The organism is Streptomyces sp. NPDC001270, assembly GCF_042896695.1.
Taxonomy (GTDB): Bacteria; Actinomycetota; Actinomycetes; order Streptomycetales; family Streptomycetaceae; genus Streptomyces.
On record NZ_JBIAXM010000001.1, the window covers coordinates 217455 to 238284 of the forward strand.

Below are 20830 nucleotides of genomic sequence, written 5' to 3' on the forward strand. Positions count from 1 at the left end.
CCGGCCGGGACCCTGAACCATCAGGGTCCCGCCGACCCCCAGGCCCCCGTTTCAGACCACAGAATTACGACCCTGAGAGGGATTGACGCATAGTGCTCGACGTCAACTTCTTCGACGAGCTCCGGATCGGCCTGGCCACCGCCGACGACATTCGGCAGTGGAGCCACGGCGAGGTCAAGAAGCCCGAGACCATCAACTACCGCACCCTCAAGCCCGAGAAGGACGGCCTCTTCTGCGAGAAGATCTTCGGCCCCACCCGGGACTGGGAGTGCTACTGCGGCAAGTACAAGCGCGTCCGCTTCAAGGGCATCATCTGCGAGCGCTGTGGCGTAGAGGTCACGCGTGCGAAGGTGCGCCGTGAGCGGATGGGCCACATCGAGCTGGCCGCTCCCGTCACCCACATCTGGTACTTCAAGGGCGTTCCGTCGCGGCTCGGCTACCTGCTCGACCTCGCCCCGAAGGACCTGGAGAAGGTCATCTACTTCGCGGCGTACATGATCACGTTCGTCGACGAGGAGCGCCGTACCCGCGACCTGCCCTCCCTGGAGGCGCACGTCTCCGTGGAGCGGCAGCAGATCGAGAACCGCCGGGACTCCGACCTCGAAGGCCGCGCCAAGAAGCTGGAGACGGACCTCGCCGAGCTGGAGAGCGAGGGCGCCAAGGCCGACGTGCGCCGCAAGGTGCGCGAGGGTGCCGAGCGCGAGATGAAGCAGCTGCGCGACCGTGCGCAGCGCGAGATCGACCGTCTCGACGAGGTGTGGACCCGGTTCAAGAACCTCAAGGTCCAGGACCTGGAGGGCGACGAGCTGCTCTACCGCGAGCTGCGTGACCGCTTCGGCACGTACTTCGACGGTTCGATGGGTGCCGCGGCGCTGCAGAAGCGCCTGGAGTCCTTCGACCTGGACGAGGAGGCGGAGAAGCTCCGCGAGATCATCCGTACCGGCAAGGGCCAGAAGAAGACCCGCGCGCTCAAGCGCCTCAAGGTCGTCTCCGCGTTCCTGCAGACCAGCAACAGCCCCAAGGGCATGGTCCTGGACTGCGTGCCGGTCATCCCGCCGGACCTGCGTCCGATGGTGCAGCTGGACGGTGGCCGGTTCGCGACCTCCGACCTGAACGACCTGTACCGCCGTGTCATCAACCGCAACAACCGCCTGAAGCGGCTTCTCGACCTCGGCGCGCCCGAGATCATCGTGAACAACGAGAAGCGCATGCTCCAGGAGGCCGTCGACGCGCTCTTCGACAACGGCCGTCGCGGTCGCCCGGTGACGGGCCCCGGCAACCGTCCGCTGAAGTCGCTGTCCGACATGCTCAAGGGCAAGCAGGGCCGCTTCCGGCAGAACCTGCTCGGCAAGCGCGTCGACTACTCGGCCCGTTCGGTGATCGTCGTCGGCCCGCAGCTCAAGCTGCACCAGTGCGGTCTGCCGAAGGCGATGGCGCTGGAGCTGTTCAAGCCGTTCGTGATGAAGCGGCTGGTCGACCTGAACCACGCGCAGAACATCAAGAGCGCCAAGCGCATGGTGGAGCGCGGCCGCACCGTGGTGTACGACGTCCTCGAAGAGGTCATCGCCGAGCACCCGGTGCTGCTGAACCGTGCGCCCACCCTGCACCGCCTCGGCATCCAGGCCTTCGAGCCGCAGCTGGTCGAGGGCAAGGCCATCCAGATCCACCCGCTCGTGTGCACCGCGTTCAACGCGGACTTCGACGGTGACCAGATGGCCGTGCACCTGCCGCTGTCCGCGGAGGCGCAGGCCGAGGCCCGCATCCTGATGCTGTCCTCGAACAACATCCTCAAGCCCGCCGACGGCCGTCCGGTGACGATGCCGACCCAGGACATGGTCCTCGGTCTGTTCTTCCTCACCACCGACGGCGAGATGCGTGACGTCAAGGGCGAGGACCGGTCGTTCGCGTCGGTCGCCGAGGCGATCATGGCGTTCGACGCCGGTGAGCTGTCCTTGCAGGCGAAGGTGGACATCCGCTTCCCGGTGGGCACCATCCCGCCGCGCGGCTGGACTCCGCCGGCGCAGGAGGAAGGGGACGAGCGCGTCGGGGACGGCGAGTGGCAGCAGGGTGACAGCTTCCGGCTGCGCACCACGCTGGGCCGGGCGCTGTTCAACGAACTGCTGCCGGAGGACTACCCGTTCGTCGACTACGAGGTCGGCAAGAAGCAGCTCTCCGAGATCGTCAACGACCTCGCCGAGCGCTACCCGAAGGTCATCGTGGCGGCGACGCTCGACAACCTGAAGGCGGCCGGCTTCTTCTGGGCGACCCGCTCCGGTGTCACCGTGGCCATCTCCGACGTCGTCGTCCCCGACGCGAAGAAGGAGATCGTCAAGGGTTACGAGGCCCAGGACGAGCGGGTCCAGAAGCAGTACGAGCGCGGTCTGATCACCAAGGAAGAGCGCACCCAGGAGCTCATCGCGATCTGGACCAAGGCGACCAACGAGGTGGCCGAGGCGATGAACGCGAACTTCCCGAAGACCAACCCGGTCTCGATGATGGTGAACTCTGGTGCGCGAGGCAACATGATGCAGATGCGTCAGATTGCCGGTATGCGTGGTCTGGTGTCGAACGCGAAGAACGAGACGATCCCGCGTCCGATCAAGGCGTCGTTCCGTGAGGGCCTGTCCGTCCTGGAGTACTTCATCTCCACGCACGGTGCCCGTAAGGGCCTCGCGGACACCGCCCTGCGTACCGCCGACTCGGGTTACCTGACCCGTCGTCTGGTGGACGTCTCGCAGGACGTCATCATCCGCGAGGAGGACTGCGGCACCGAGCGCGGTCTCAAGCTGCGCATCGCCGAGCGCGACGCCGACGGCGTGCTGCGCAAGGCGGAGGACGTCGAGACCAGCGTCTACGCCCGCATGCTCGCCGAGGACGTCGTCATCGACGGCAAGGTGATCGCGCCGGCCAACGTGGACCTCGGTGACGTGCTCATCGACCAGCTGGTGCACCACGGCATCGAGGAGGTCAAGACCCGCTCGATCCTGACCTGCGAGTCGCACGTCGGCACCTGCGCCATGTGCTACGGCCGTTCGCTCGCCACCGGCAAGCTGGTCGACATCGGTGAGGCGGTCGGCATCATCGCCGCCCAGTCCATCGGTGAGCCCGGCACCCAGCTGACGATGCGTACCTTCCACACCGGTGGTGTGGCCGGTGACGACATCACCCAGGGTCTGCCGCGTGTCGTCGAGCTGTTCGAGGCCCGTACCCCGAAGGGTGTCGCCCCGATCTCCGAGGCGAGCGGACGCGTCCGCATCGAGGAGACGGAGAAGACCAAGAAGATCGTCATCACGCCGGACGACGGCAGCGACGAGACGGCCTACCCGATCTCGAAGCGCGCCCGTCTCCTGGTCGGCGAGGGCGAGCACGTCGAGGTGGGCCAGAAGCTCACCGTGGGTGCCACCAACCCGCACGACGTGCTGCGCATCCTGGGCCAGCGTGCCGTCCAGGTCCACCTGGTCGGCGAGGTCCAGAAGGTGTACAACTCGCAGGGCGTGTCGATCCACGACAAGCACATCGAGATCATCATCCGGCAGATGCTGCGCCGGGTGACGATCATCGAGTCCGGCGACGCCGAGCTGCTGCCCGGTGAGCTGGTCGAGCGCTCGAAGTTCGAGCAGGAGAACCGTCGTGTGGTCCAGGAGGGCGGTCACCCGGCCTCCGGCCGTCCGCAGCTGATGGGTATCACGAAGGCGTCGCTGGCGACGGAGTCCTGGCTGTCGGCCGCCTCCTTCCAGGAGACGACCCGAGTCCTGACGGACGCGGCGATCAACGCCAAGTCCGACAGCCTCATCGGCCTCAAGGAGAACGTCATCATCGGTAAGCTCATCCCGGCCGGTACGGGCCTGGCCCGCTACCGCAACATCCGGGTCGAGCCGACCGAGGAGGCCAAGGCCGCGATGTACTCGGCCGTCGGCTACGACGACATCGACTACTCGCCGTTCGGCACGGGCTCCGGCCAGGCCGTTCCGCTGGAGGACTACGACTACGGTCCGTACAACCAGTGAGTGAGTAGCTGAGACAGGCCGAAGGGCGGCCACCCCGTTGCGTACGGGGTGGCCGCCCTTCGGCGTGTCAGCGTGCCGTCAGCTCCAGCGCCGTCACCACCACGGTGGCCACGGCCGCCAGTACGCCGACGCTCGCCAGCGGCCAGCGGGCCCGCTCCAGGGCGTCCAGGCGTTGTTCATGGTCGGCGAGCTGCTTGTCGGTCTGGTCGCTGCGCTGGACCAGCAGCGCGAGCGAGCCGTCGACCCGGGCGAACCCGGCCTCGACGGTCCCGCGCAGCCGTTCCAGCTCGACGGCGACGGCGGTCGGGTCGGACAGGGAGGAAGGGGCGGCTGGGGAGGACGGGAAAGGTGGTTCGGTCACGCGTCCTCCCGTTCGCCGTCCGTCCGCAGCCACGACGGCAGCAGCGCCTGTACGGCGGGTACGGCCATCGCCCTGGTGACCGCGGCGGCGACGGCGAGCGCTCCGGCGGCCCAGGGCAGGGTGTCCGGGATGCCGGCGGCGCGGGCGGCCGTCGGCAGCAGGACGCACAGGCCGACAGCGGTCTGTACGACGGTGCGGAGGGTGCGCTTGGCGGCCTCTGACATGGTGAGCCTCGTTTCTCAGGAGCTGTACGGGACTTTCAGGGCCGCCCAGGAGGTGGCGCCCGGCCAGCCGTCGGCGTCGGAGCCCGAGTAGCCGAGCTTGCGCTGCCACGTGGCGTACGACGCCCGGTCGGTCTCGGTCCACTGCGGGCCGGGTCCGGCGGAGTACGCCGAGCAGCCGACGGCGACCAGCCGCTTGCCCATCGCGGTGACAACGGCGGACCTGGGCTTCTTCTTGAACCAGTCGGCGCCGGGGAAGGGCTGGTGGGCGGGGGTGCCGGCGGGGACCTTGGTGCCGAGGCGGGCGGCGACCCGGCCGCGGAGGTCCGCCATCGTGAAGCCACGCGGGTCGATCTTGGTGGTGGTCCACTCCTTGTGGCCGATGACCGAGCGGGCGCTCCAGCCGTGCGCACGGCACAGCGCGGCCGACGCCCGCACCATGGCGTCCAGTTGGACCTCGGGCCACGGGTCCTTGCCGTCGCCGAGGTTGACGCATTCGAAGCCGTAGAAGTGGACGTTGCCGTCGGTGTCGTTCTCGTCGGGTGCGGGCAGGACGGCCTCGGCGATCACCGCTTCCAGTACGTCGCCGTCGCCGCTGCCGGCGTGGTTGGCGCGGCCGTTGCCGACCAGGTGGATGGTGCCGTCCTTGGCGATGACGCCGTGGCAGAGCGGGCCCGGCAGATCGGAGCGGCCGGTGAAGCAGAGGCTGACGGAGGCGGCGGTGCCCGAGGTGACGGTGTGGTGGATCATCACCCCGTTGACCGGGCCCCAACGGCCCTTGCTGTTGCGGTTGTGGGTGCGCCAGCCGGCGGTCTCGACGACGGTGACGCCCTCGGCCCGCAGGGCGGACACGAGGGCGTCGGCGGACAGGGGTGTGGCCATGGGCGGGGCCTTTCGGAGGGGAGTGCGGGCAAGGGAAAACCCCGGCCGGCGGGGGCGGCTCGGGGCGGCGGGTGGAGCGTGCGGAGTGCGGGACGTCAGGTGGCGCCGTCCGTCGTGGCCTCGGCGGCGGTGACCGGGCCGGTGCCGCCGTCCGCGGGCGGTTCGGCCGGGTCGCCGGTGCCGCCCGAACCGTCCCCGGGGCTCGTCCACCGGGTGCACAGGGCCGTATAGGCAGTCACGTTGTCCGCGAAGTCGGCGAGCGCGGCGGCCATCGCCTGCTGGATCGCGGTCTGGTCGGGGACGACCGGGTCGGTGCCGGCCGGCATGACCGTGATCCGGCCGACGCCCCGCAGCACGGTGTTGTGGGCGCCGCTCTCGGTGAACTGGGCGGTGACGTGGACCGGGGAGTACGTACCGGTGAGCGAGTCGGGCCCGATGATGTTGCTCACGCTGGTGTCGGCGACGTTGATGTAGACGGTGTGGCCGGCCTCGGTGACGGTGGCCCGGCCGGCGAAGTCGATGGCGAGGCCCCAGGGCTGGCTGGTGTCGATGTCCATGGTCGAAGGTCCTTCCTCGGGTCGTGGGCGGTCCTGCGTCAGACGGTCTGGCGGCCGTACATCAGGACGGGCTGGGCGTAGACGGAGCCGGTCCCGGTGCTGACCAGTGCCTGGATCTCGACCTTGAGCAGGGTGCCGTAGACCGTGGGGAAGTCCGTGCTGATCGCTCCGGTGAAGTCGAAGCCCGAGCCAGCGCTGACGGTGCTGCCCCACGGGGAGCCGTTGACCTGCACCCGGACGGAGCCGGTGGTGCCGGAGTCGGCCCGGGTGCTCATGAGGAGCCGCATCACCGGCTGCCAGACGATGTTGTACGACATCGCGACGGTCGTGTACGAGGTCGCTTTGGTCTGCGGCCAGTGGCTGACCGTCGTGTCCTGCGGCGGCAGCATGTTCAGCCAGGGCTTGGCGATCCCGCCGGTGTCGATGTCGTCGGAGACGATCTCCCGGCCGTAGGCGTCGTAGATCCGCAGCGGCTGCTGCGAGGTGCTGGTGCCGTCGCCGTTGTACAGGGACAGGGCCAGGCTGCCGGTCTGGCGGCGGATCGCCACCCCGTACTCCTGGTCGCTCCACCGGCCGACCGAGAAGACGGCCGGACCGCCGCCCGGCGGACGGACGTTGAGGTACCCGCCGTCGGTGATCTCCACTCCGCCGCCGGAGATCCGGTTGAGGGCGGGCCGGGTGTTGACCGCGGTGGACAGCTGCTGGATCCGGCGTTCCATCTGGGTCAGCCGGTCGATGATGTCCTCGGGCAGCTGGGGCATCAGGCCACCTCCAGGTAGAGCTGGGCGGTGTCCGGGCGGCCGCGCTGGGCGGGGCTGACGGTGACACCGATGATCCGGTAGCGGGCGTCCAGGCCCTCGGTGAACCACTCGTCGGTGATCCGGATGCGCGCGATCCGGCCGAGCAGCGCGGTCGGCACCAGGTCGTCGAGCATGACGGTGATCTCCGGGATCACCACCGCCCCGGTGGCGGCGGCCAGTTCGGTGCGGGCGAGGGCGGTCAGGGTGTTCGCGTCGGTGATGTCGTTGTGGTCCGAGGTCAGGTCGATGCGCGGATACCCGGCCTGCTCGATCAGCTCGGTGGCGACCGCGACCGTGGAGCACACCGGCCGGGACTCGGAAGCCTGGTCGTCGTTGGCCGACGCGCCCCGGGCCCGGGCGGTGGTACCGCCACGGGTGGCGTCGCGCGGGAAGGAGTACGACAGGATCGTGCCCGGCCGGTCCAGCACCAGGTCGGTGCTGCCGGTGGTGATCGTCGGGCTGCCCAGCCGCAGCCGGCGCACCCGGGCGCCGGTGGCCGGGTCGAGATAGACGGAGATGTAGTGCTCGAAGCCGTGCTCCAGTGCCGCCAGCGCGTCCAGGGCGTCGAGGTAGACCGTCTCGTCGCCGTCCCGGTAGCTGACCGAGCGGGACACGTCCGAGACCTCGTCGCCGTAGGTGACGCCGATGTCGCCGCCCGGCAGCCCGGTCTGGAGGTCCTTCCACAGCGCCCGCGCGACCTCGAACTGGGTGCCGGTGAGCGGGAGTTTGTAGGAGGGGTCGTACGCGGCCGTGTGCGCCCGGATCAGCCGTCGGCTCGCGTACGACTCGAAGGTCGCCGCCTGGATGCCGAGCGTGAGCACCCCCTGTTCGTCGCTCTCCAGGGTGCTGGTCCACACGATGCCGCCCCACCACAGGTCGGAGCCGCGCTGGAGGTAGACCGAGGTGCGGCCCTCCTCGATGCGGCGGGCCCGCGCGGCCATCGCCCGGTCCGGGATCGGGAGGGTGCCGGAGAGCGAACCGGCCTTGCCGATGTAGTCGTCCACCGTGACATCGCGCAGCGGCAGGATGTCGATGGTGGAGTCGGTGCGCAGATCGCAGAAGATCGCGCGGTAGGGGGTGTTGATGTTCGTCGTCATGCGGCGGCCTCGTAGGTGGCGGTGCCGCGGATGGCGTACGGGGCGGTCCAGGTCCACGGCGACAGGGCGTCCACGGAGCCGTAGTACGGCTGGACGGTCGCCACGGAGTCGACCCGGCCCGTGCTGATGTTCAGTTCGAAGGTGGTGGTCGTGCCGAGGTTGATCCGGCTGACCATGCGCAGGCTGTTGTTCCCGGACAGTTCGGCGAAGCCGATCACGGGGTGGACGGCGGACGCGGCGACCGGCAGCGAGAACCGCCAGTTGTCGTCGGTGCCGGGGTTGGTGCCGAAGGTGGTGGTGCTGCCGAACTGGAGGGAGAAGCTCAGGTGCACGGTCCTGCCGAACTTGACGTACCGGCAGTTGACCGTGGCGTTGCCGAACGACGGCGTGGCGTTGCCGCTGCCGGTCGTCCAGGCCGGTGTCCAGCTCTGCCAGGTCGGATACTGCGGAAAGGCGTCCCACGCGGTGCCGTTCCAGCGCTGGAGCCCGCCGCTCACGTCCCGGTACTGGCCCGGGTAGGCGCCGTTCGTGGTGTCGGTGGTGACCGGCAGGATGCCGCCGATCGCGACGGTGGCGGTGCGCATGCCGGTCAGGGCGGTGTTCCAGTCGATGGCCGTGGTGCCGGCGCTCGCACCGGCCGGCACGAGCACCTGGTACAGGGGGATCGACAGGGACGGCGGCACCGGGGCGACCGGGACGGCCTTCGCCTCGCCCTGCACGATCTCGACGACGGCCTCGGTGCGGGTGGTGTCGCCGTCGCGGTACTCGTCGTAGATCCGCAGCACGACCAGGTCGATCCGCCCGTACTGGGCGGCGCCGTCGGCGAAGGTCAGCGGCAGGTACTCGGTGAGGGCGACCGGGTAGGCGCCCTGGGCGTCGGTGCCCTGGACAATCGCCCGGCCGGGGCTGACGGTGGCGGACATGGTGCCGGGGGTGCCGGTCAGGGTGAACCCGGTGATCCGGAACTGGCCGTCCGGCGAGCCGGGCAGGATGCCGGAGCGGGTGGCCACGGGCGAGGTCGGGGTGAGGGCGCCGAGTGAGACGAGCCGGGTGTCCTCGCGGGACTGGCTGTCCGGGGACAGCCATCCGGAGCGCAGCGGCATGGTCGACTCCTTTGTGAATCAGGCGGGTTGGTGATTTTCGGGCGATCGGTCGGCCTGCGGACGGTGGCGCGGAACGCGCACCGTTGCGCTCAGGAAGCGGACTCGTAGGTTCCGTGGATGGACAGCACGTCCCCCGTGGCCCAGGTGAAGGGCAGCACCTTGTCCCAGATGCCGTTGCTGATCTTCAGGGTGTCGCGCAGCGAGCGGACGATGCCGCCGCCCGTCGTCGAGAGCAGCGCGGTGCCCTGGTAGAACATCGTCGGTTCCGAGGAGTCGTACGCCTGGACGCTCAGCACCCGCCCGTCCAGCTTCCACGCGGTGGAGACCGGGGCGACGGGCAGCGAGAACGTCCAGTCGGTGCCCTGGGCGGACAGGTTGGTCGTCGAACCGATCTTCAGATAGATCCGGACGTGGACGACCGTGCCCGTCTTCACGTACGACCCGGCGATCGTGCCGTTGCCGATCGTGGGCGCGGTGCCCGCCTCGACGCCCCACTTCGGCGTGTAGTCGGTCCAGGTGGGTACCGGCTGGTACGACACCCACGCCGTGCCGTTCCAGCGTTGCAGCAGCCCGGCGGACGAGTCCCGGTACTGGCCGGTGTAGCTGGCCGTGGCGACCGTGCCGGCCGGTGCGATGCCGCCCAGGGCGCTCGGGTACGACACCCACGCCGAGCCGTCCCAGCGCTGGAGCGCGCCGCCGGAGTCGCGGTACTGCCCCGGGTAGGAGCCGTTGCCGGTCTCGCCGTAGACCGGCAGGATGCCGCCGACGGCGACCGTCGGCGTGCGCAGATCGGTGACGTCGGTGCTCCAGTTGATCCCGCCCTTGCCGGCGCTGATCCCCGCGCCGACCCGGACCTGGTAGATCGGCAGGCCGATGGCCGGGGCGACGGGCGGGACCGGAGTGGCGTCCGACGCGCCCTTGACGATCTCCAGCGTGGCTCCGGCCCCGGTCTCCTCGGAGTTGTCGTACTGCGAGTCGCTGATCTTCAGGACGACGAGGTCGATCCGGGGGTTCGCCTCGCCGTCGGCGAAGGTGAGGGGTGTCGGTTCGGGCAGGGTGACCGGGTAGGCGCCCTGGCCGGGGCCCGCCTGGACGACGGCCCGCCCCTCGTGGACGACTGCCGTCATGGCGCCCGGAGCGCCCTCCATCCAGAAGCCGGACAGGCGGGACAGGCCGTCGTAGGACCCGGGCAGGATGCCGGAGCGGACCTCCAGCGGATTGGCTGGGGTGGTCGCGCCGGTCTGGGTGAGCCGGGTGTCCTCGCGGGTCTGGCCGGTCTGCGCCACCCATGCGCTGCGCAGGTTCATGTGCGGGTCTCCTTCGTCGTGGTGCGGGTGGAGTCGTGGGCGGTGGTGCGGGCGGACTTGCGGCGGGAGGCGGGCGGGGGTACGACGAGGGTCGCGGGCCGGTTCAGGAGCGGAGCCATTCGGCCGTGAGACTGGTGGCGTAGCCGGAACCGCCGAGCGTGGTGAGGGCGGCGCCCGAGTTCTGCATCCCGTACAGCGCGAGCCTGTCGCCGGCCGCGCACTTGAGGAGGACGCTGCCGCCGACGCTGGTCGCGCCCGGTCCGGCGCCGACCAGCCAGGTGGCGCGGGGCACACCGGAGCCGTTCTGGGCGATCCGGGCGCCGCGCGAGCCGGTGGGTTCCCCGGTCCAGGTGACGCTGCCGGTGACCCGCCACCAGCCGGTCCGGGACACGGTGTACGCGTTCGGCCCGGACCAGCCGCCGACGTCGTCCACGTCGACGGTGGACAGGGTGATCTGGGTCCAGGTGTTGTTGGCCACGGACTGCGTCGTGCTCTGCTCGACGCTCAGCAGGATCTTCGAGCGTCCGTCCGCGTACTGCCAGGCCGCGCCGTCCCAGCGCTGGAGCAGCCCGGCGGCGTTCTCCTGGTACTGGCCGACGTAACTCCCGCTGGTCAGCGCGCCGGCCGGGGCGATACCGCCCACTGCCTTCGGGTACGACACCCAGGTGGTGCCGTCCCAGCGCTGGAAGGTGCCCGGGGTGTCCCGGTACTGGCCGGCGTAGGCGCCGTTGAAGCCGCTGGCCGGGACGATCCCGCCGAGCGCGGCGGTCGCGTAGCGCAGGTTGGTGACCGCCGTCGTCCAGTCGAGCGGCTTGGTCCCGGCCGAGGCGCCGGCCGGTACCAGGATCCGGTAGAGCGGCAGGGCGGTGCCGTCGGGGCTGTTCGGCACGGTCGGCGTGGCCGCGGGGGCGCCCACGACCAGGCGGATCACCGCCTCCGTGGCGTGGGTGCTGTCGTACGGGTCGTCCTTGACGGCCAGTTCGACGAGATCGATCCGGCTGTACAGGGCGTCGCCGTCCGGCACGGTGAAGGTCTCGGTGTCGGTCACCACCACCGGGTAGACGCCCTGGAGCAGCCGGCCGCCCTGCACGAAGGCACGGCCCACCCCGATCGTGAACGTCATCGTCCCGGGGCCGCCGCTGAGTTCGAACCCGCCCGGGACGATGCCGCCGCGCCCCTTGAGCGGGATGTTCTCCGCCGCGCCCGCGTTGACGGTCAGCAGACCCGACAGACCGAGCCGGGTGTCCTCCCTGGTCTGCCCGGTGTCGGTGAGCCAGGACGCTCGTACGGTCATGGCGTCACCACTCCGCCGAGCGCCAGCGGACCTGGAGCCGCGCGCCGGAGCCGTAGCTGTCCGGGCGGTACGCGAGCCGGGCCCGGCCGGGTTCGAAGGCGAACAGCTCCTCGGGGCTGCTGTCGCCCGCGGCGGTGTGGCGGCGGGAGGCGGTGCCGTTGAGCGTGACGGTCCCGGCGGCGGTGTCCACGACCAGCTCGTCACCGGTGGCGAGCCCGATCTCGTAGCGCAGCCTGCGGCCCGACGTGCGGTCGGTCACCGTGGGGTTGGCGCACGGGCCGGTGAAGGTCAGCACCGGGTGCGTCGGCGCCGAACCGTTGTTGTCGGCGTCGACGTCACCGGTGGAAGCGGTCTCGCCCCAGTACAGCGGCCAGATCAGCGGCCAGGTCAGGCCGCTCTCCGGCTGCGGGCCGCCGGTGACCGCGCTCTGCTCGCCGACGGCGTAGCGGCGCGGGTCGGTGGCGTACCACTGCACGGACGCCTTGGCGACGCCCTGCGTGGTGTACGTCCGGTCGGCCGCCAGCACCCGCTGGCTGACCCGTGCCCGGACGGCCAGGGTCTCGCCGTGCAGCCGCACCGCCAGCCAGCGCTCGGCGTCGCCGAGCAGCAGGGCCTGGCGCAGGACGCGCGTCACGGTGAGGGAGGAGGCGGTGTCGTCGGCCGCCGGTACGCTCCACACCGTGCCGCCGACCTTGCGGGGCTTGGCGTAGCGGGCACCCGGCCAGGCGCCGTGCGCGGTGGGGTGGTCGGCGTCGGTGGTGTCGTAGTCGGGCAGGTCCTCCCAGCCGGTGAGCCCGTCACTGCCGATCTCGTACGCGGTGCCGGGGCCCATCAGCAGTCCGGCCCACTGCATCTGCCCGTCGCGGGTGATGAGTGAGCCGGGGGGAACGTCGTCGGTGTATGCGGTTGGGGTCAGGTCGGCCATGGGGCCTTCACCTCACTTCGTGGGGTGCGGGGGCGGGTGTCGGTGGCTGGTGCCGGCCGAGGTGGGCGGGTGCCGGGCGTGCGTCGGCGTCGCCGGGTGCCGGTCATGCGCCGGCGTGCGCGGAGGCCAGGAACAGCAGGTCCGTCGCGGTGGCGTGGGCGCCGGCACCGTGGCTCTCGTGGAACTCCTTGACCTGGTACCGGTGTGGGGAGGCGTTGGCGCTGCGCTGCCTGCGGGCCACCGCCCGCCGGCGCTCCAGGTCGTCGAGGGACAGAACCTTCCCGGTCCTGGGGGCGGCGCCGGGAACGGCGATCCCGCCCTGCGCGAGCATCGGGATCTTGCTGAGGTGCACGCCGAACTTCTTGCCGAGGAAGCTGAAGCTGAGCTTGTTCAGCCCGTCGATCACCCAGTTCGCGAAGGCGACGAGCCCCTGGAACGGGCCCTTGATCACTCCGGCGACGGACTGCGCGCCGGTGGTGACGAACTGCCCCATCGCGCGCAGGGTGCCGGAGGTGGCTTCCTTGATCCGGGTGAACCCGCGGGGGATGTCCTGGGTGATCCAGTCCACCACCGGCCGTACGGCGTCCTTGAGCCCGCGCCAGACGGCCGACACCTTGCCGCTGAGGGCGTGGGTGTCACCGGTGGCCAGGGCTTTGGCGACGGCGAAGGCGGTGCCGATGAGGGCGCTGATGGTGGTGAGCGCCGCGGTGATCACCGTGAGGTAGCCGGTGACGTAGGTGTTCACCGCGCCCGCGATGGCCTGGAGGATCGGGGCGAGGACGGCCAGGTAGCCCTGGACGTACTGGAGGATCAGCGTGGCGAGCTGGTCGATGATCCGCTGCCCGGTCTCCGAGTTCACCGCGAGATCGATCAGCCAGCCGGCCACCGGCAGGAGCAGCCCGGTGACGAAGCCGACGGGGCTCGCGCGGGTCAGTGCGTTGATGACGAGCAGCACGCCGGAGCCGATGGTCATGGCGGTGCCGAAGGCGGCGAGGAGGGTGCCCAGTGGACCGGCCGGATCTCCCTGGCTGAGGATCAGGGACATGAGGCCGCCGAGGCCGGTCAGCAGGATGCCGAGCTTCGAGCCGGCTCCCTTGGCACCGGTCTTGAAGGACTTCACCCCGCCCGCCGCCGTGGTGGCGGTCCGCGCCGTCCGAGCGACGGAACGGGCGGCCGTCTCGGCATGCGCCTTGGTCTGCCGTACGGCTTCGGCAGCCTGGGCGGCGGCCGAGGCGAGTCGGTTGATGCCGGTGACAGCGTCCTTGAAGCGGCCGGTGACCGAGCGCAGGGCGGTGACGTTCTGTGCGGCCCGCGAACCCAGGGAGCGTACGGCGGGAAGGAGGGCACCGATCGGATCGGCCGGAACAGCACCGGGCGCGGTACTCATCCGCGGGCCTTCGCCAGGAACATCAGCGCGTCGGCGGTGCGCTGCGGGCTGCTGGTCTCGGCGGCGTAGTAGTGCTCGATGTGCAGCGCGTTGCCGTCGCCACCGGAGACCCCGGCATACGCCCGACCGCGCGAGGCCGCCGCCCTGAGCAGCCGGTCGAGCTTGCTGAGCGGCAGTACGGCCTCGGCCTCACCGGCCTCGGCGAGGATCGCCGGGACACCGCCGGAGCGGGGCATGATGACACCGCCGGTGGCCAGCGCGGGGATCCTCGGCAGGCTGACGCCGAAGGACTTGCCGCCGACCATCGGGACCCAGCCCGGAATGGAGACGTGGATCCGGTTGAGGGCGGCGATCGCGGAGTTGATGATGCCGATGACGCCGTTGATCGGGCTCCGGACGGCGTTCTTGATGCCGTTGAAGGCGTTGCTCGCGATGCCCTTGAGGCCGCCCCAGATGCTGGACAGCTTGTTCTTGACGGCCTGGAAGGCGTTGGGGATCGAGGACTTCACCCAATTGACGACCGGCGAGATGACGGCCTTGACGCCCTTCCACACGCTGGAGACGACCGTCTTGATCGCGTTCAACGCGGTGCTGATGACCTTCTTCCAGGTGTTGACGTAGGTCTTGATGACCGTGGCGACCGCCTTGACGACGTTGGAGATCGCCGTCTTGATGCCGTTCCAGACCGACTTGATCAGCTTGGCGGCGTTCTGCATGATCGGCCCGACGGCCTTCATGACGGTGCTGATCACGGTCTTGATGACGTCGAATGCCTGCTTCAGGACCTTCTGCATGGTCTTCGACTGGGTCGCCATGTCGACGACCTTCTGGATGAGCGGCGCCAGGAGCTGCATGAGCAGGCCGAAGAAGTTGCCCTTCATCGACTTGTTCATCTTGTCCTGGCCCTTGGCCGCCTTGCTCGCCCCGGACTCGTACGTGCCGAGGTTCTTCCCCGCGCTGGAGCCGGTCTTGCCGGCCTTCCCGATGGACTTCTCCGCCTTGTCGGAGGCGGACTTGAGGTCCTTCAGCCCCTTCTCGGAGTCCTGAGCGGCCGACTTGAGGCTCTTGAGCTGCCCGGCGCCCTTCTGACCGGAGGTGCCGAGCTGCTTCGCGGCGGTGCCGGCCCCGGTGGCCTTGGACTTGAAGTCCTGGAGGGAACCGGACGCCTTCTTCAGTGAACTGACGAGGCTCATGCTTGTCTCCTCGGCGTTGGTCAGCCGGCGGTCTGGGCCAGAGTGCGCATTTCCGTGTTGAGGTCACGGATCGAGCCGGCGAGTGTGTCGATGGACTGGTGCTTCTTCGCCGCGCTCTCCAACTTCTTGGCCGCGGAGGCCATCTGGCGCATGGCGCGTGGCGTGGCGAGTCCGCGTACCTTGGTGCGATAGGTGCCGACTTCGGCGTTGAGGTGACTGATCGCCTCCTTGACGCCGTTGATCTCCTCGACCGAGGGGAGATTGGGTTGTTGGGGCTGCTCCTCCTCCGATCGCATTCCCCAACGCCCTTGTGGGTCCTGGCCGAAGAACCTTCGTTGCTGTGCGGATTCCGGTCGCACGCTCCCGATGATGCCCAACGTTCGTGTGCGTCCCGTGAACGCGAGGGTCAGTTCCTTGACCTTCGACACGAGGCCGGTGATGACCCCGATAGCTACTGTGCCGGCGGTGACCATGAGGATAATCTTGGTGAAAAGGTCATCGCCTTTGACGACGGCGAGGAACTCCTTTACGGGGGACATTTCTTTGACGATGTCCTCCCATTTCTGCTTTTCATCTTCTTCTTTTTTCTTCACCCCGTTCTGAATCGTTACCTTGAGGTCGCTGATCGTTTGATCGAAATGTGAGGTTGTGAGGGCGGACTTGGAGCTGTTGTCGAGCCGCTGCTCGACATCTGTCAGCTTGTCGTACACCTCATCCGTGGTGTGCTTCCCCATGGGCTGTCTCCTTCTCGGGGGCAAGTGCCTTTGAAGTGCGCCTAATGTCCCTAAAGCGAGCGATATTAGGTGGCGTTATGGGGTAATTTCGCTCTTGTTTGGATCGTGCTCCTCCCGTAAGGTTGCGTCGGCTCATGTGAACGGAAGGGGGAGGCATGAGGGTCTGGTACTTCTTTATTTCGGTGGGGGTCTTTTTGATTTCCGGCCTTTCTTTCTTCGCATCCTTCGCGATGTGGGAACGTGGTCGGAATGACTCGACATACCCGCCGCGGCCCAAGCTTGTCGCGCTATGTTCGGGGCTGGGCGTGCTGGGTTTGGGGCTCTGCGTATACCTTCTTGCGCTCTAGAGGCGGAGGACTTCCCGGCGTCTGTAGCGCGCTGAAGAATCGCGGTGCCGAAGGAGAAGCGGTCTTCGGGCGTGCGGAATATGCGAGCGGGCCGAATGACCGAATGTACTTCGATGTGCGTCTGCCGGACGGGGCGGTGCGGGCAGAATTTTATGAGTACACGTCTGCCGGTCCGGATCACCAGTCCGGGGGCGGAGGTTCTCGACGCCTGGGCAAAAGACTGGCTCGATGTGCGAACAACGACGGAAAGGCTCCGTGACACGTCAGGTGCAAAGGCGATGAGCAGGCCGAAGAGGTTGCCCTTCATCGTCGGCCTGATCGGACGCGGCGCCGGATTCTGCACTGTCGGAGTTTGAGTTGCGGCGGACTCCGTCGAACTTGCCGTGGGTGAGTGTTGTGTGCCAACGCCGTGCGGCACGGGGGACGGGCTCGCCGGGCTGGAGTTGGCGATGCGGGCGCGGCAGCGATACGTGCCGGCGCTGCTCCGGGTGGTGGTGTTCGACCGCGCGCCCGAGCGGGTGCCCGAACTGCCTGCGGGAGATGACCTGATGAGGGCGGGGGCGGGGGGCGGGGGCTGCGGCTCGTCGAGGCGGTGTCGCGGCGGTGGGGGGTGGCACCGGACGGGGGTGGTGAGAGGTAGGGGTGGTGCACGTTCGTGGTGTGAGCGGTCCGGGCTACGGCCGGCTCCGGCGGGCCTCCGTCAGGGCGTCCGCCCAGCCCGCCGCGTAGGCCCGCGACTCCCGGGTGAGCACTTCCTCGTACAGCCGGTCCAGCAGGGCCTCGCGGTTGGGTGCGGGGGAGCGCAGGAGGTGGGCGAGGCGGGTGTACGCGTCGATCGGCTGGTGCGGGGAGTTGCTCGTGCCTGTCGCCATGTCGGCCTGCTTTCCGGTCTGTCCGCTGGTCTGGTGGTGCAGGTGGCGCTCCTGGAGCGTTCGAAGCGTCGGTTCGAACTAGTGTACGAGTAATCCTGTGGTGCCGGTCCGTGTTTGTCGAGCACGCTCCTCGGCCTCGCGTTCCCGACCTGCGGTGATGCGGGATCCAGTGAAGGTTGTGTCAGATCCGTGGAGTAAGATCCGGCCGTTCTGCCGTTGGTCAGTAGAAAGGTGAATGACACGGCCTGGTAGGGAGTCTGAGGGCCTGTCATACGACGGTGGGCGGCGGCAGGGCAGCCGTCCTCGCGTGGGGGCGCGACGGGGCAGGGACGAGAGCAAGGCCGATGGGGTGGACGGGGACGCGAGCAACGCGCGGCAGAGGCACGTGATCGACTGGCTTGAACAAGCCCCTGACTTGCCGCATCTCATCGCCCGTGTCTCCGAGCTGGTGCTTCGTCTCGGTTACGAGCCCGACGATCTCGTCATCATGCCGCGCGGTGAACTCGACCGGCGGGAGATGGCCGCCTACAGCGCGGGCTGGGCCGATGTGGTCGACGAGCAGCTTCCGGCCGTCCGGCGGGCGTACGAGCAGCGGATCACCGCCGCCTATGTGCAGGGGCAGGAGGACGGTCGTAGCGGTCGCCGACCGCGCTTGTCGCGCGGGCCCGAGAGCGAGCGGCTGTCCGATGGCGGCGGCGAGGTCATTCCCCTGCCCTATGTCCAACTTCTGCGGCCGCCGCCTGAAGTGACGCGAGTAGAGCGGCGCGGGGAGCGGGAGCGGTCGGTGGCGGACGGGGCGCCGTTGCCCGCGCCCGCTCTCGGAGTCGGTTCCGCGTCCGAGGACGCCTTGGTCGACGGGGACGCCGTGGCCGCCGTGGACGTTGGGCCCGGGTCCGACTTCCTGCTGTCCGCCCGTGAGGTGCGCGAGAAGCGTGCGGTGCCCGCCGCCGGACGGCGCACGGTCGTACGGCGCAACGGGCGGCCCAGTGTGCCTCCGCTGACCAGGCCGCAGGACGCGGCCGGCAGCGTCGGCAATGTCGGGAACGTCGGCAACGTTGCCAACGGACGGGACAAGGGGCGCAGGGCGGAACCGCCGGACCGGCCGGAGCAGGAGCCGACCGGTCCGGCCGGTCGTCGGAGTGAGGAACGGACCCGGCTCTCGGACAAGGCCCGTGCGCTCGCGGACGAACTGGAGGGCCGGGCCCCCGATCGGCGCCGGGACGAGTAGACCGGCCGGGCCGATGGGGGCGTGCGGTGTCCGCCGGGCGGCGCGCTTCGCGTATAAGGAGGCGACGGGCCGGTGTGCTCAGCTGAAGAACCGGGCCAGCTGTGCCGCGGACGGCGCGGATCCGAACCCCGGCGAGTCCGAGTCCGAGCCGGGACCCGGCTCGGCCACCGGAGGTCGAGTCGCCCCGGCCATGCCGCGAGCCCCGGCCCTGCCGGAAACCTCGGCCACGCCGGACGTGCCGGCCGCGTCCGCCCTGTCCGCCTCGTCGGTCCCGGCGTCGTCCGACGGACCGTCGTACGACGGACGCGGCACCGGAGCCGGCGGCTCCGGCTGGTCGCCCTCCTCCGAGTTGACGCACGCGAACATCCAGTTCGCCGCCGCCAGATGGTCCACGGCGGCGGCCAGCAGATGATCGGACACCGACCACTCGGCGGCCTCCCCGTGCAGCTCCCGGTTCAGGGCGCTGTCCCGCGGAAGATGCTTGACCAGCACCGCGAGCCGCCGTGCGGACAGCGTCTCGCGGTGCCAGTCGAGCAGGTCGATGCCGTAGTAGCGGAGCAGGTCCGCTTCGAGGGCCTCGGCGTGTTCGTCGACGAACCCGACGAGGCTCAGCCTTCCCCCAGGCCGAGCCCGGTCTCCTTGCCGTAGGCCTCCAGGATGGCGGCGATGTCCTGCATGGTGATGTCGTGCTGTTCGAAGCGCGTGAACTGCTTCTCGCCCAGGAGCAGCGCGAGCAGCCCGTCCACGTCGTTGTCGTCGAGCCTGCGCAGCGCCTTCGCGGTGGCGCGGCTCAGCTCCGTGGGCAGGGTGAAGCTCTCGTCGTCCAGCTCGAACGACCAGGTGCGGCCGAGGGCTTCGAGGCGCTGGGCGCGGGCTGCGTTGACGTCGAAACGGGCCATGGTGATGCGTACTCCTCATGAAGAAGGACGTGCGGAACGGAAGAAGTCGGGTGGTGCGGGGCCAGGGGTGGGACAGGCGGGGTGCCCGTCCCACCCCGGCGGGTCAGGACGCGGCGGAACCGGCGTACGCGGCGTCCTTCATCACGAAGCTGGCCAGCGCCGAGCCGTCGGCATTGGCCATCGCGGTGAAGGTGACGCCGAGCTGGGCCGCGGCCTTGCGGGCCAGCTTGATGTCGTCCGCCGCCGTGACCTGGCCGCGCTTGATGCCGAAGCGGTAGGTGACGTCGGCGCCGTCGGCCGTCCGGTCCGTGAACTCCAGGCCGAGGGCGCGCGCGTCGGCGTACGGCCGGTCGGCGATGTCGTACTTGTAGACACCCGTCGGAGTGGTCAGCGCCTCCGCCGAACCGCCGCCCATGAAGAACGGCAGCGTGTCCTTGTTGAACTGCATCAGCGAGAACTTCAGGGTCAGGTCGCGGTCCGAGTACACGAAGTGCACCGGGCTGACGGCCTGCCACACGTCGACCGGCTCCAGCTTGTCCTTCTTGCTGAAGGTGACGCCGTCGCCGGAGGTGAAGCCCAGGTCCGTCCACTGCGCCCAGTCGGTGGCGGTGTCGGGGCCGAAGGTCGTCGGGATGTCGGTGTCGGCCTTGGCCACGTAGAGGCGGCCTACGCCGGCGATCCGGATCTCGGACGAGTTGGTTCCTGCCATGGTGGTGGTTCTCCTTGTGGTCGTTCGTGGTGTGTGTGGTGTGGGTGGTGCGTGCGTGGTGCCTGTGTGTGGTGCGGTGGTGCTGCCGTACGCGGTGGCCCGGGTACGGCGAAGGCCCCGCCGGGGTGGCGGGGCCTTCGGTCTGTGGGAGCGGCGCGTGGGGCGTGGGACGCGCCGCTCGGGCGGGGCGGGTACGACGCTCCGTGCGGCCGGCGGGTACGACGTGCGTACGGCCGTCAGTAGACGTCCACGAACACCTTGATCACGGTGACGTAGCGGTTGGCCGCGGAGTAGAGGTAGTCGGGCAGCCAGCGCGGGCCGTCCTGTTCCTCGACCTCCGTGATGAGGTTCGTGCCGTACCGGTTGCCCGCCGCGGAGAGCAGGATCTGGCGGGCGTCGTTGGCCAGGACGTGTGCGGCGTGCTTGGTCGGGCCGTACACCTCCAGCTCGATCAGCGGCTGGTCGACGTGGCGTTCGCCGACCCAGGCGCCGCCGCGCCGGTTGACGAACACGGCGGGGGCCGTGCCGTCGAAGCCCGGCGGCGCCTGGACGGTGACGAGCGCGCCGGAAAGCCTCGGATCGTCGTCCAGGATGTCGACGACCATGGCCTCGACGTCCGGGAACGTGCTCGGTGGGGTGGGTGTGGTCATGCCGGTCACCTCGTGGCAGCTTCGGGAGGGCGTGCAGGACGCGACGAGCCAGTGTGCGGCCGGCCTGCGGGCACAGCTCCGCCGCTGCACCAACTGTGACAGAGGATCGTGCGCGCACGCAACTAAAATCGCGGAGGAGTTCTGCGGAGTTCTGCCGAGAGGCGCGTCAGGAGGCCCGAACGGGCGGAGGCGCGAGGTGAGAGCGGGGAGAGGGAACGGGAGGGGGCGGGGAGGTCGCTTCGGGGATCCGGGGATCC

General features: G+C 69.6%; 20 protein-coding genes and 1 pseudogene. 2 read left to right on the top strand and 19 right to left on the bottom strand.

From position 1 onward, the window contains the following. The first annotated feature begins 92 nt into the window (after positions 1–92). Entirely contained in the window at positions 93–4007 is a 3915-nt protein-coding gene (locus ACFY2B_RS01030) for a DNA-directed RNA polymerase subunit beta' (RefSeq protein WP_390761034.1), read from the top strand. A 67-nt stretch (positions 4008–4074) separates the two neighbouring features. Here the strand turns inward: ACFY2B_RS01030 and ACFY2B_RS01035 are convergent, their stop codons facing one another. The 15 genes from ACFY2B_RS01035 to ACFY2B_RS01105 form a co-directional block, all read right to left on the bottom strand. Continuing rightward, positions 4075–4368 carry a hypothetical protein gene (locus tag ACFY2B_RS01035; RefSeq protein WP_390761035.1) on the bottom strand — a complete coding sequence of 98 codons (294 nt, stop codon included), beginning with the start codon at positions 4366–4368 and terminating at the stop codon, positions 4075–4077. Beyond that, on the bottom strand, positions 4365–4592 hold the full coding sequence (locus ACFY2B_RS01040; RefSeq protein WP_390761036.1) for a hypothetical protein: 228 nt from the start codon (positions 4590–4592) through the stop codon (positions 4365–4367). The genes ACFY2B_RS01035 and ACFY2B_RS01040 overlap by 4 nt, the downstream gene beginning before the upstream one ends. A gap of 15 nt (positions 4593–4607) precedes the next feature. Continuing rightward, positions 4608–5471 (bottom strand): peptidoglycan-binding protein, encoded by an 864-nt coding sequence (locus ACFY2B_RS01045; protein ID WP_390761037.1) that lies wholly within the window; start codon positions 5469–5471, stop codon positions 4608–4610. 95 nt (positions 5472–5566) lie between these two features. Further along, positions 5567–6028: an ATP-binding protein gene (locus tag ACFY2B_RS01050; RefSeq protein WP_390761038.1), complete on the bottom strand. Its 462-nt coding sequence runs from the start codon at positions 6026–6028 to the stop codon at positions 5567–5569. A 38-nt stretch (positions 6029–6066) separates the two neighbouring features. After that, positions 6067–6789 carry a hypothetical protein gene (locus tag ACFY2B_RS01055; protein WP_390761039.1) on the bottom strand — a complete coding sequence of 241 codons (723 nt, stop codon included), beginning with the start codon at positions 6787–6789 and terminating at the stop codon, positions 6067–6069. Then, positions 6789–7925, bottom strand: coding sequence for a hypothetical protein (locus ACFY2B_RS01060; protein WP_390761040.1), 1137 nt, complete (start codon positions 7923–7925; stop codon positions 6789–6791). The genes ACFY2B_RS01055 and ACFY2B_RS01060 overlap by 1 nt, the downstream gene beginning before the upstream one ends. After that, a complete protein-coding gene (locus ACFY2B_RS01065) occupies positions 7922–9028 on the bottom strand; it encodes a hypothetical protein (RefSeq protein WP_390761041.1) in 1107 nt (368 codons plus the stop codon). Before ACFY2B_RS01065 ends, ACFY2B_RS01060 begins: the two co-directional genes overlap by 4 nt. An 89-nt stretch (positions 9029–9117) precedes the next feature. Beyond that, on the bottom strand, positions 9118–10335 hold the full coding sequence (locus ACFY2B_RS01070; RefSeq protein ID WP_390761042.1) for a hypothetical protein: 1218 nt from the start codon (positions 10333–10335) through the stop codon (positions 9118–9120). After that, positions 10332–10454, bottom strand: a complete 123-nt coding sequence (locus ACFY2B_RS01075) for a hypothetical protein (protein WP_390761043.1) — start codon at positions 10452–10454, stop codon at positions 10332–10334. Before ACFY2B_RS01075 ends, ACFY2B_RS01070 begins: the two co-directional genes overlap by 4 nt. Next, positions 10439–11629 (bottom strand): hypothetical protein, encoded by a 1191-nt coding sequence (locus ACFY2B_RS01080; protein WP_390761044.1) that lies wholly within the window; start codon positions 11627–11629, stop codon positions 10439–10441. The genes ACFY2B_RS01075 and ACFY2B_RS01080 overlap by 16 nt, the downstream gene beginning before the upstream one ends. A 4-nt stretch (positions 11630–11633) precedes the next feature. Next, complete coding sequence (locus ACFY2B_RS01085) at positions 11634–12554, bottom strand: phage distal tail protein (protein ID WP_390761045.1); 921 nt, start codon at positions 12552–12554, stop codon at positions 11634–11636. Between the two features lie 103 nt (positions 12555–12657). Continuing rightward, positions 12658–13941, bottom strand: a complete 1284-nt coding sequence (locus ACFY2B_RS01090; RefSeq protein ID WP_390761046.1) for a tape-measure protein — start codon at positions 13939–13941, stop codon at positions 12658–12660. Beyond that, positions 13938–15134: a phage tail protein gene (locus ACFY2B_RS01095; RefSeq protein WP_390761047.1), complete on the bottom strand. Its 1197-nt coding sequence runs from the start codon at positions 15132–15134 to the stop codon at positions 13938–13940. Before ACFY2B_RS01095 ends, ACFY2B_RS01090 begins: the two co-directional genes overlap by 4 nt. Before the next feature lie 20 nt (positions 15135–15154). Beyond that, positions 15155–15868, bottom strand: a complete 714-nt coding sequence (locus tag ACFY2B_RS01100) for a hypothetical protein (protein WP_390761048.1) — start codon at positions 15866–15868, stop codon at positions 15155–15157. Between the two features lie 1021 nt (positions 15869–16889). Then, positions 16890–17087 carry a hypothetical protein gene (locus ACFY2B_RS01105; protein ID WP_390761049.1) on the bottom strand — a complete coding sequence of 66 codons (198 nt, stop codon included), beginning with the start codon at positions 17085–17087 and terminating at the stop codon, positions 16890–16892. A 415-nt stretch (positions 17088–17502) separates the two neighbouring features. Here ACFY2B_RS01105 and ACFY2B_RS01110 point away from each other — a divergent pair, with 415 nt between their 5' ends. Then, the gene (locus ACFY2B_RS01110; RefSeq protein ID WP_390761050.1) at positions 17503–18315 is read left to right on the top strand and encodes a hypothetical protein; all 813 of its coding nucleotides are present in this window, start codon (positions 17503–17505) and stop codon (positions 18313–18315) included. A 296-nt stretch (positions 18316–18611) separates the two neighbouring features. Here ACFY2B_RS01110 and ACFY2B_RS01115 read toward each other — a convergent pair. The 4 genes and pseudogenes from ACFY2B_RS01115 to ACFY2B_RS01130 all read right to left on the bottom strand — a co-directional run. Continuing rightward, positions 18612–18858, bottom strand: a pseudogene (locus ACFY2B_RS01115) (hypothetical protein); the annotation flags it as partial. 65 nt (positions 18859–18923) lie between these two features. Continuing rightward, positions 18924–19214, bottom strand: coding sequence for a hypothetical protein (locus ACFY2B_RS01120; RefSeq protein ID WP_390761051.1), 291 nt, complete (start codon positions 19212–19214; stop codon positions 18924–18926). A gap of 103 nt (positions 19215–19317) precedes the next feature. Further along, entirely contained in the window at positions 19318–19923 is a 606-nt protein-coding gene (locus ACFY2B_RS01125) for a phage tail protein (RefSeq protein WP_390761052.1), read from the bottom strand. Positions 19924–20159: 236 nt separating this feature from the next. Next, complete coding sequence (locus ACFY2B_RS01130) at positions 20160–20573, bottom strand: hypothetical protein (RefSeq protein ID WP_376533052.1); 414 nt, start codon at positions 20571–20573, stop codon at positions 20160–20162. Between the last annotated feature and the right edge of the window lie 257 nt (positions 20574–20830).

Coding starts and splice junctions, on each gene's coding strand:
- ACFY2B_RS01120 (WP_390761051.1), bottom strand. CDS start 19,214: ATGGCCCGTTTCGACGTCAACGCAGCCCGCGCCCAGCGCCTCGAAGCC.
- ACFY2B_RS01055 (WP_390761039.1), bottom strand. CDS start 6,789: ATGCCCCAGCTGCCCGAGGACATCATCGACCGGCTGACCCAGATGGAA.
- ACFY2B_RS01125 (WP_390761052.1), bottom strand. CDS start 19,923: ATGGCAGGAACCAACTCGTCCGAGATCCGGATCGCCGGCGTAGGCCGC.
- ACFY2B_RS01100 (WP_390761048.1), bottom strand. CDS start 15,868: ATGGGGAAGCACACCACGGATGAGGTGTACGACAAGCTGACAGATGTC.
- ACFY2B_RS01105 (WP_390761049.1), bottom strand. CDS start 17,087: ATGGCGACAGGCACGAGCAACTCCCCGCACCAGCCGATCGACGCGTAC.
- ACFY2B_RS01080 (WP_390761044.1), bottom strand. CDS start 11,629: ATGACCGTACGAGCGTCCTGGCTCACCGACACCGGGCAGACCAGGGAG.
- ACFY2B_RS01095 (WP_390761047.1), bottom strand. CDS start 15,134: ATGAGCCTCGTCAGTTCACTGAAGAAGGCGTCCGGTTCCCTCCAGGAC.
- ACFY2B_RS01045 (WP_390761037.1), bottom strand. CDS start 5,471: ATGGCCACACCCCTGTCCGCCGACGCCCTCGTGTCCGCCCTGCGGGCC.
- ACFY2B_RS01060 (WP_390761040.1), bottom strand. CDS start 7,925: ATGACGACGAACATCAACACCCCCTACCGCGCGATCTTCTGCGATCTG.
- ACFY2B_RS01065 (WP_390761041.1), bottom strand. CDS start 9,028: ATGCCGCTGCGCTCCGGATGGCTGTCCCCGGACAGCCAGTCCCGCGAG.
- ACFY2B_RS01130 (WP_376533052.1), bottom strand. CDS start 20,573: ATGACCACACCCACCCCACCGAGCACGTTCCCGGACGTCGAGGCCATG.
- ACFY2B_RS01090 (WP_390761046.1), bottom strand. CDS start 13,941: ATGAGTACCGCGCCCGGTGCTGTTCCGGCCGATCCGATCGGTGCCCTC.
- ACFY2B_RS01070 (WP_390761042.1), bottom strand. CDS start 10,335: ATGAACCTGCGCAGCGCATGGGTGGCGCAGACCGGCCAGACCCGCGAG.
- ACFY2B_RS01040 (WP_390761036.1), bottom strand. CDS start 4,592: ATGTCAGAGGCCGCCAAGCGCACCCTCCGCACCGTCGTACAGACCGCT.
- ACFY2B_RS01085 (WP_390761045.1), bottom strand. CDS start 12,554: ATGGCCGACCTGACCCCAACCGCATACACCGACGACGTTCCCCCCGGC.
- ACFY2B_RS01050 (WP_390761038.1), bottom strand. CDS start 6,028: ATGGACATCGACACCAGCCAGCCCTGGGGCCTCGCCATCGACTTCGCC.
- ACFY2B_RS01075 (WP_390761043.1), bottom strand. CDS start 10,454: ATGGCTCCGCTCCTGAACCGGCCCGCGACCCTCGTCGTACCCCCGCCC.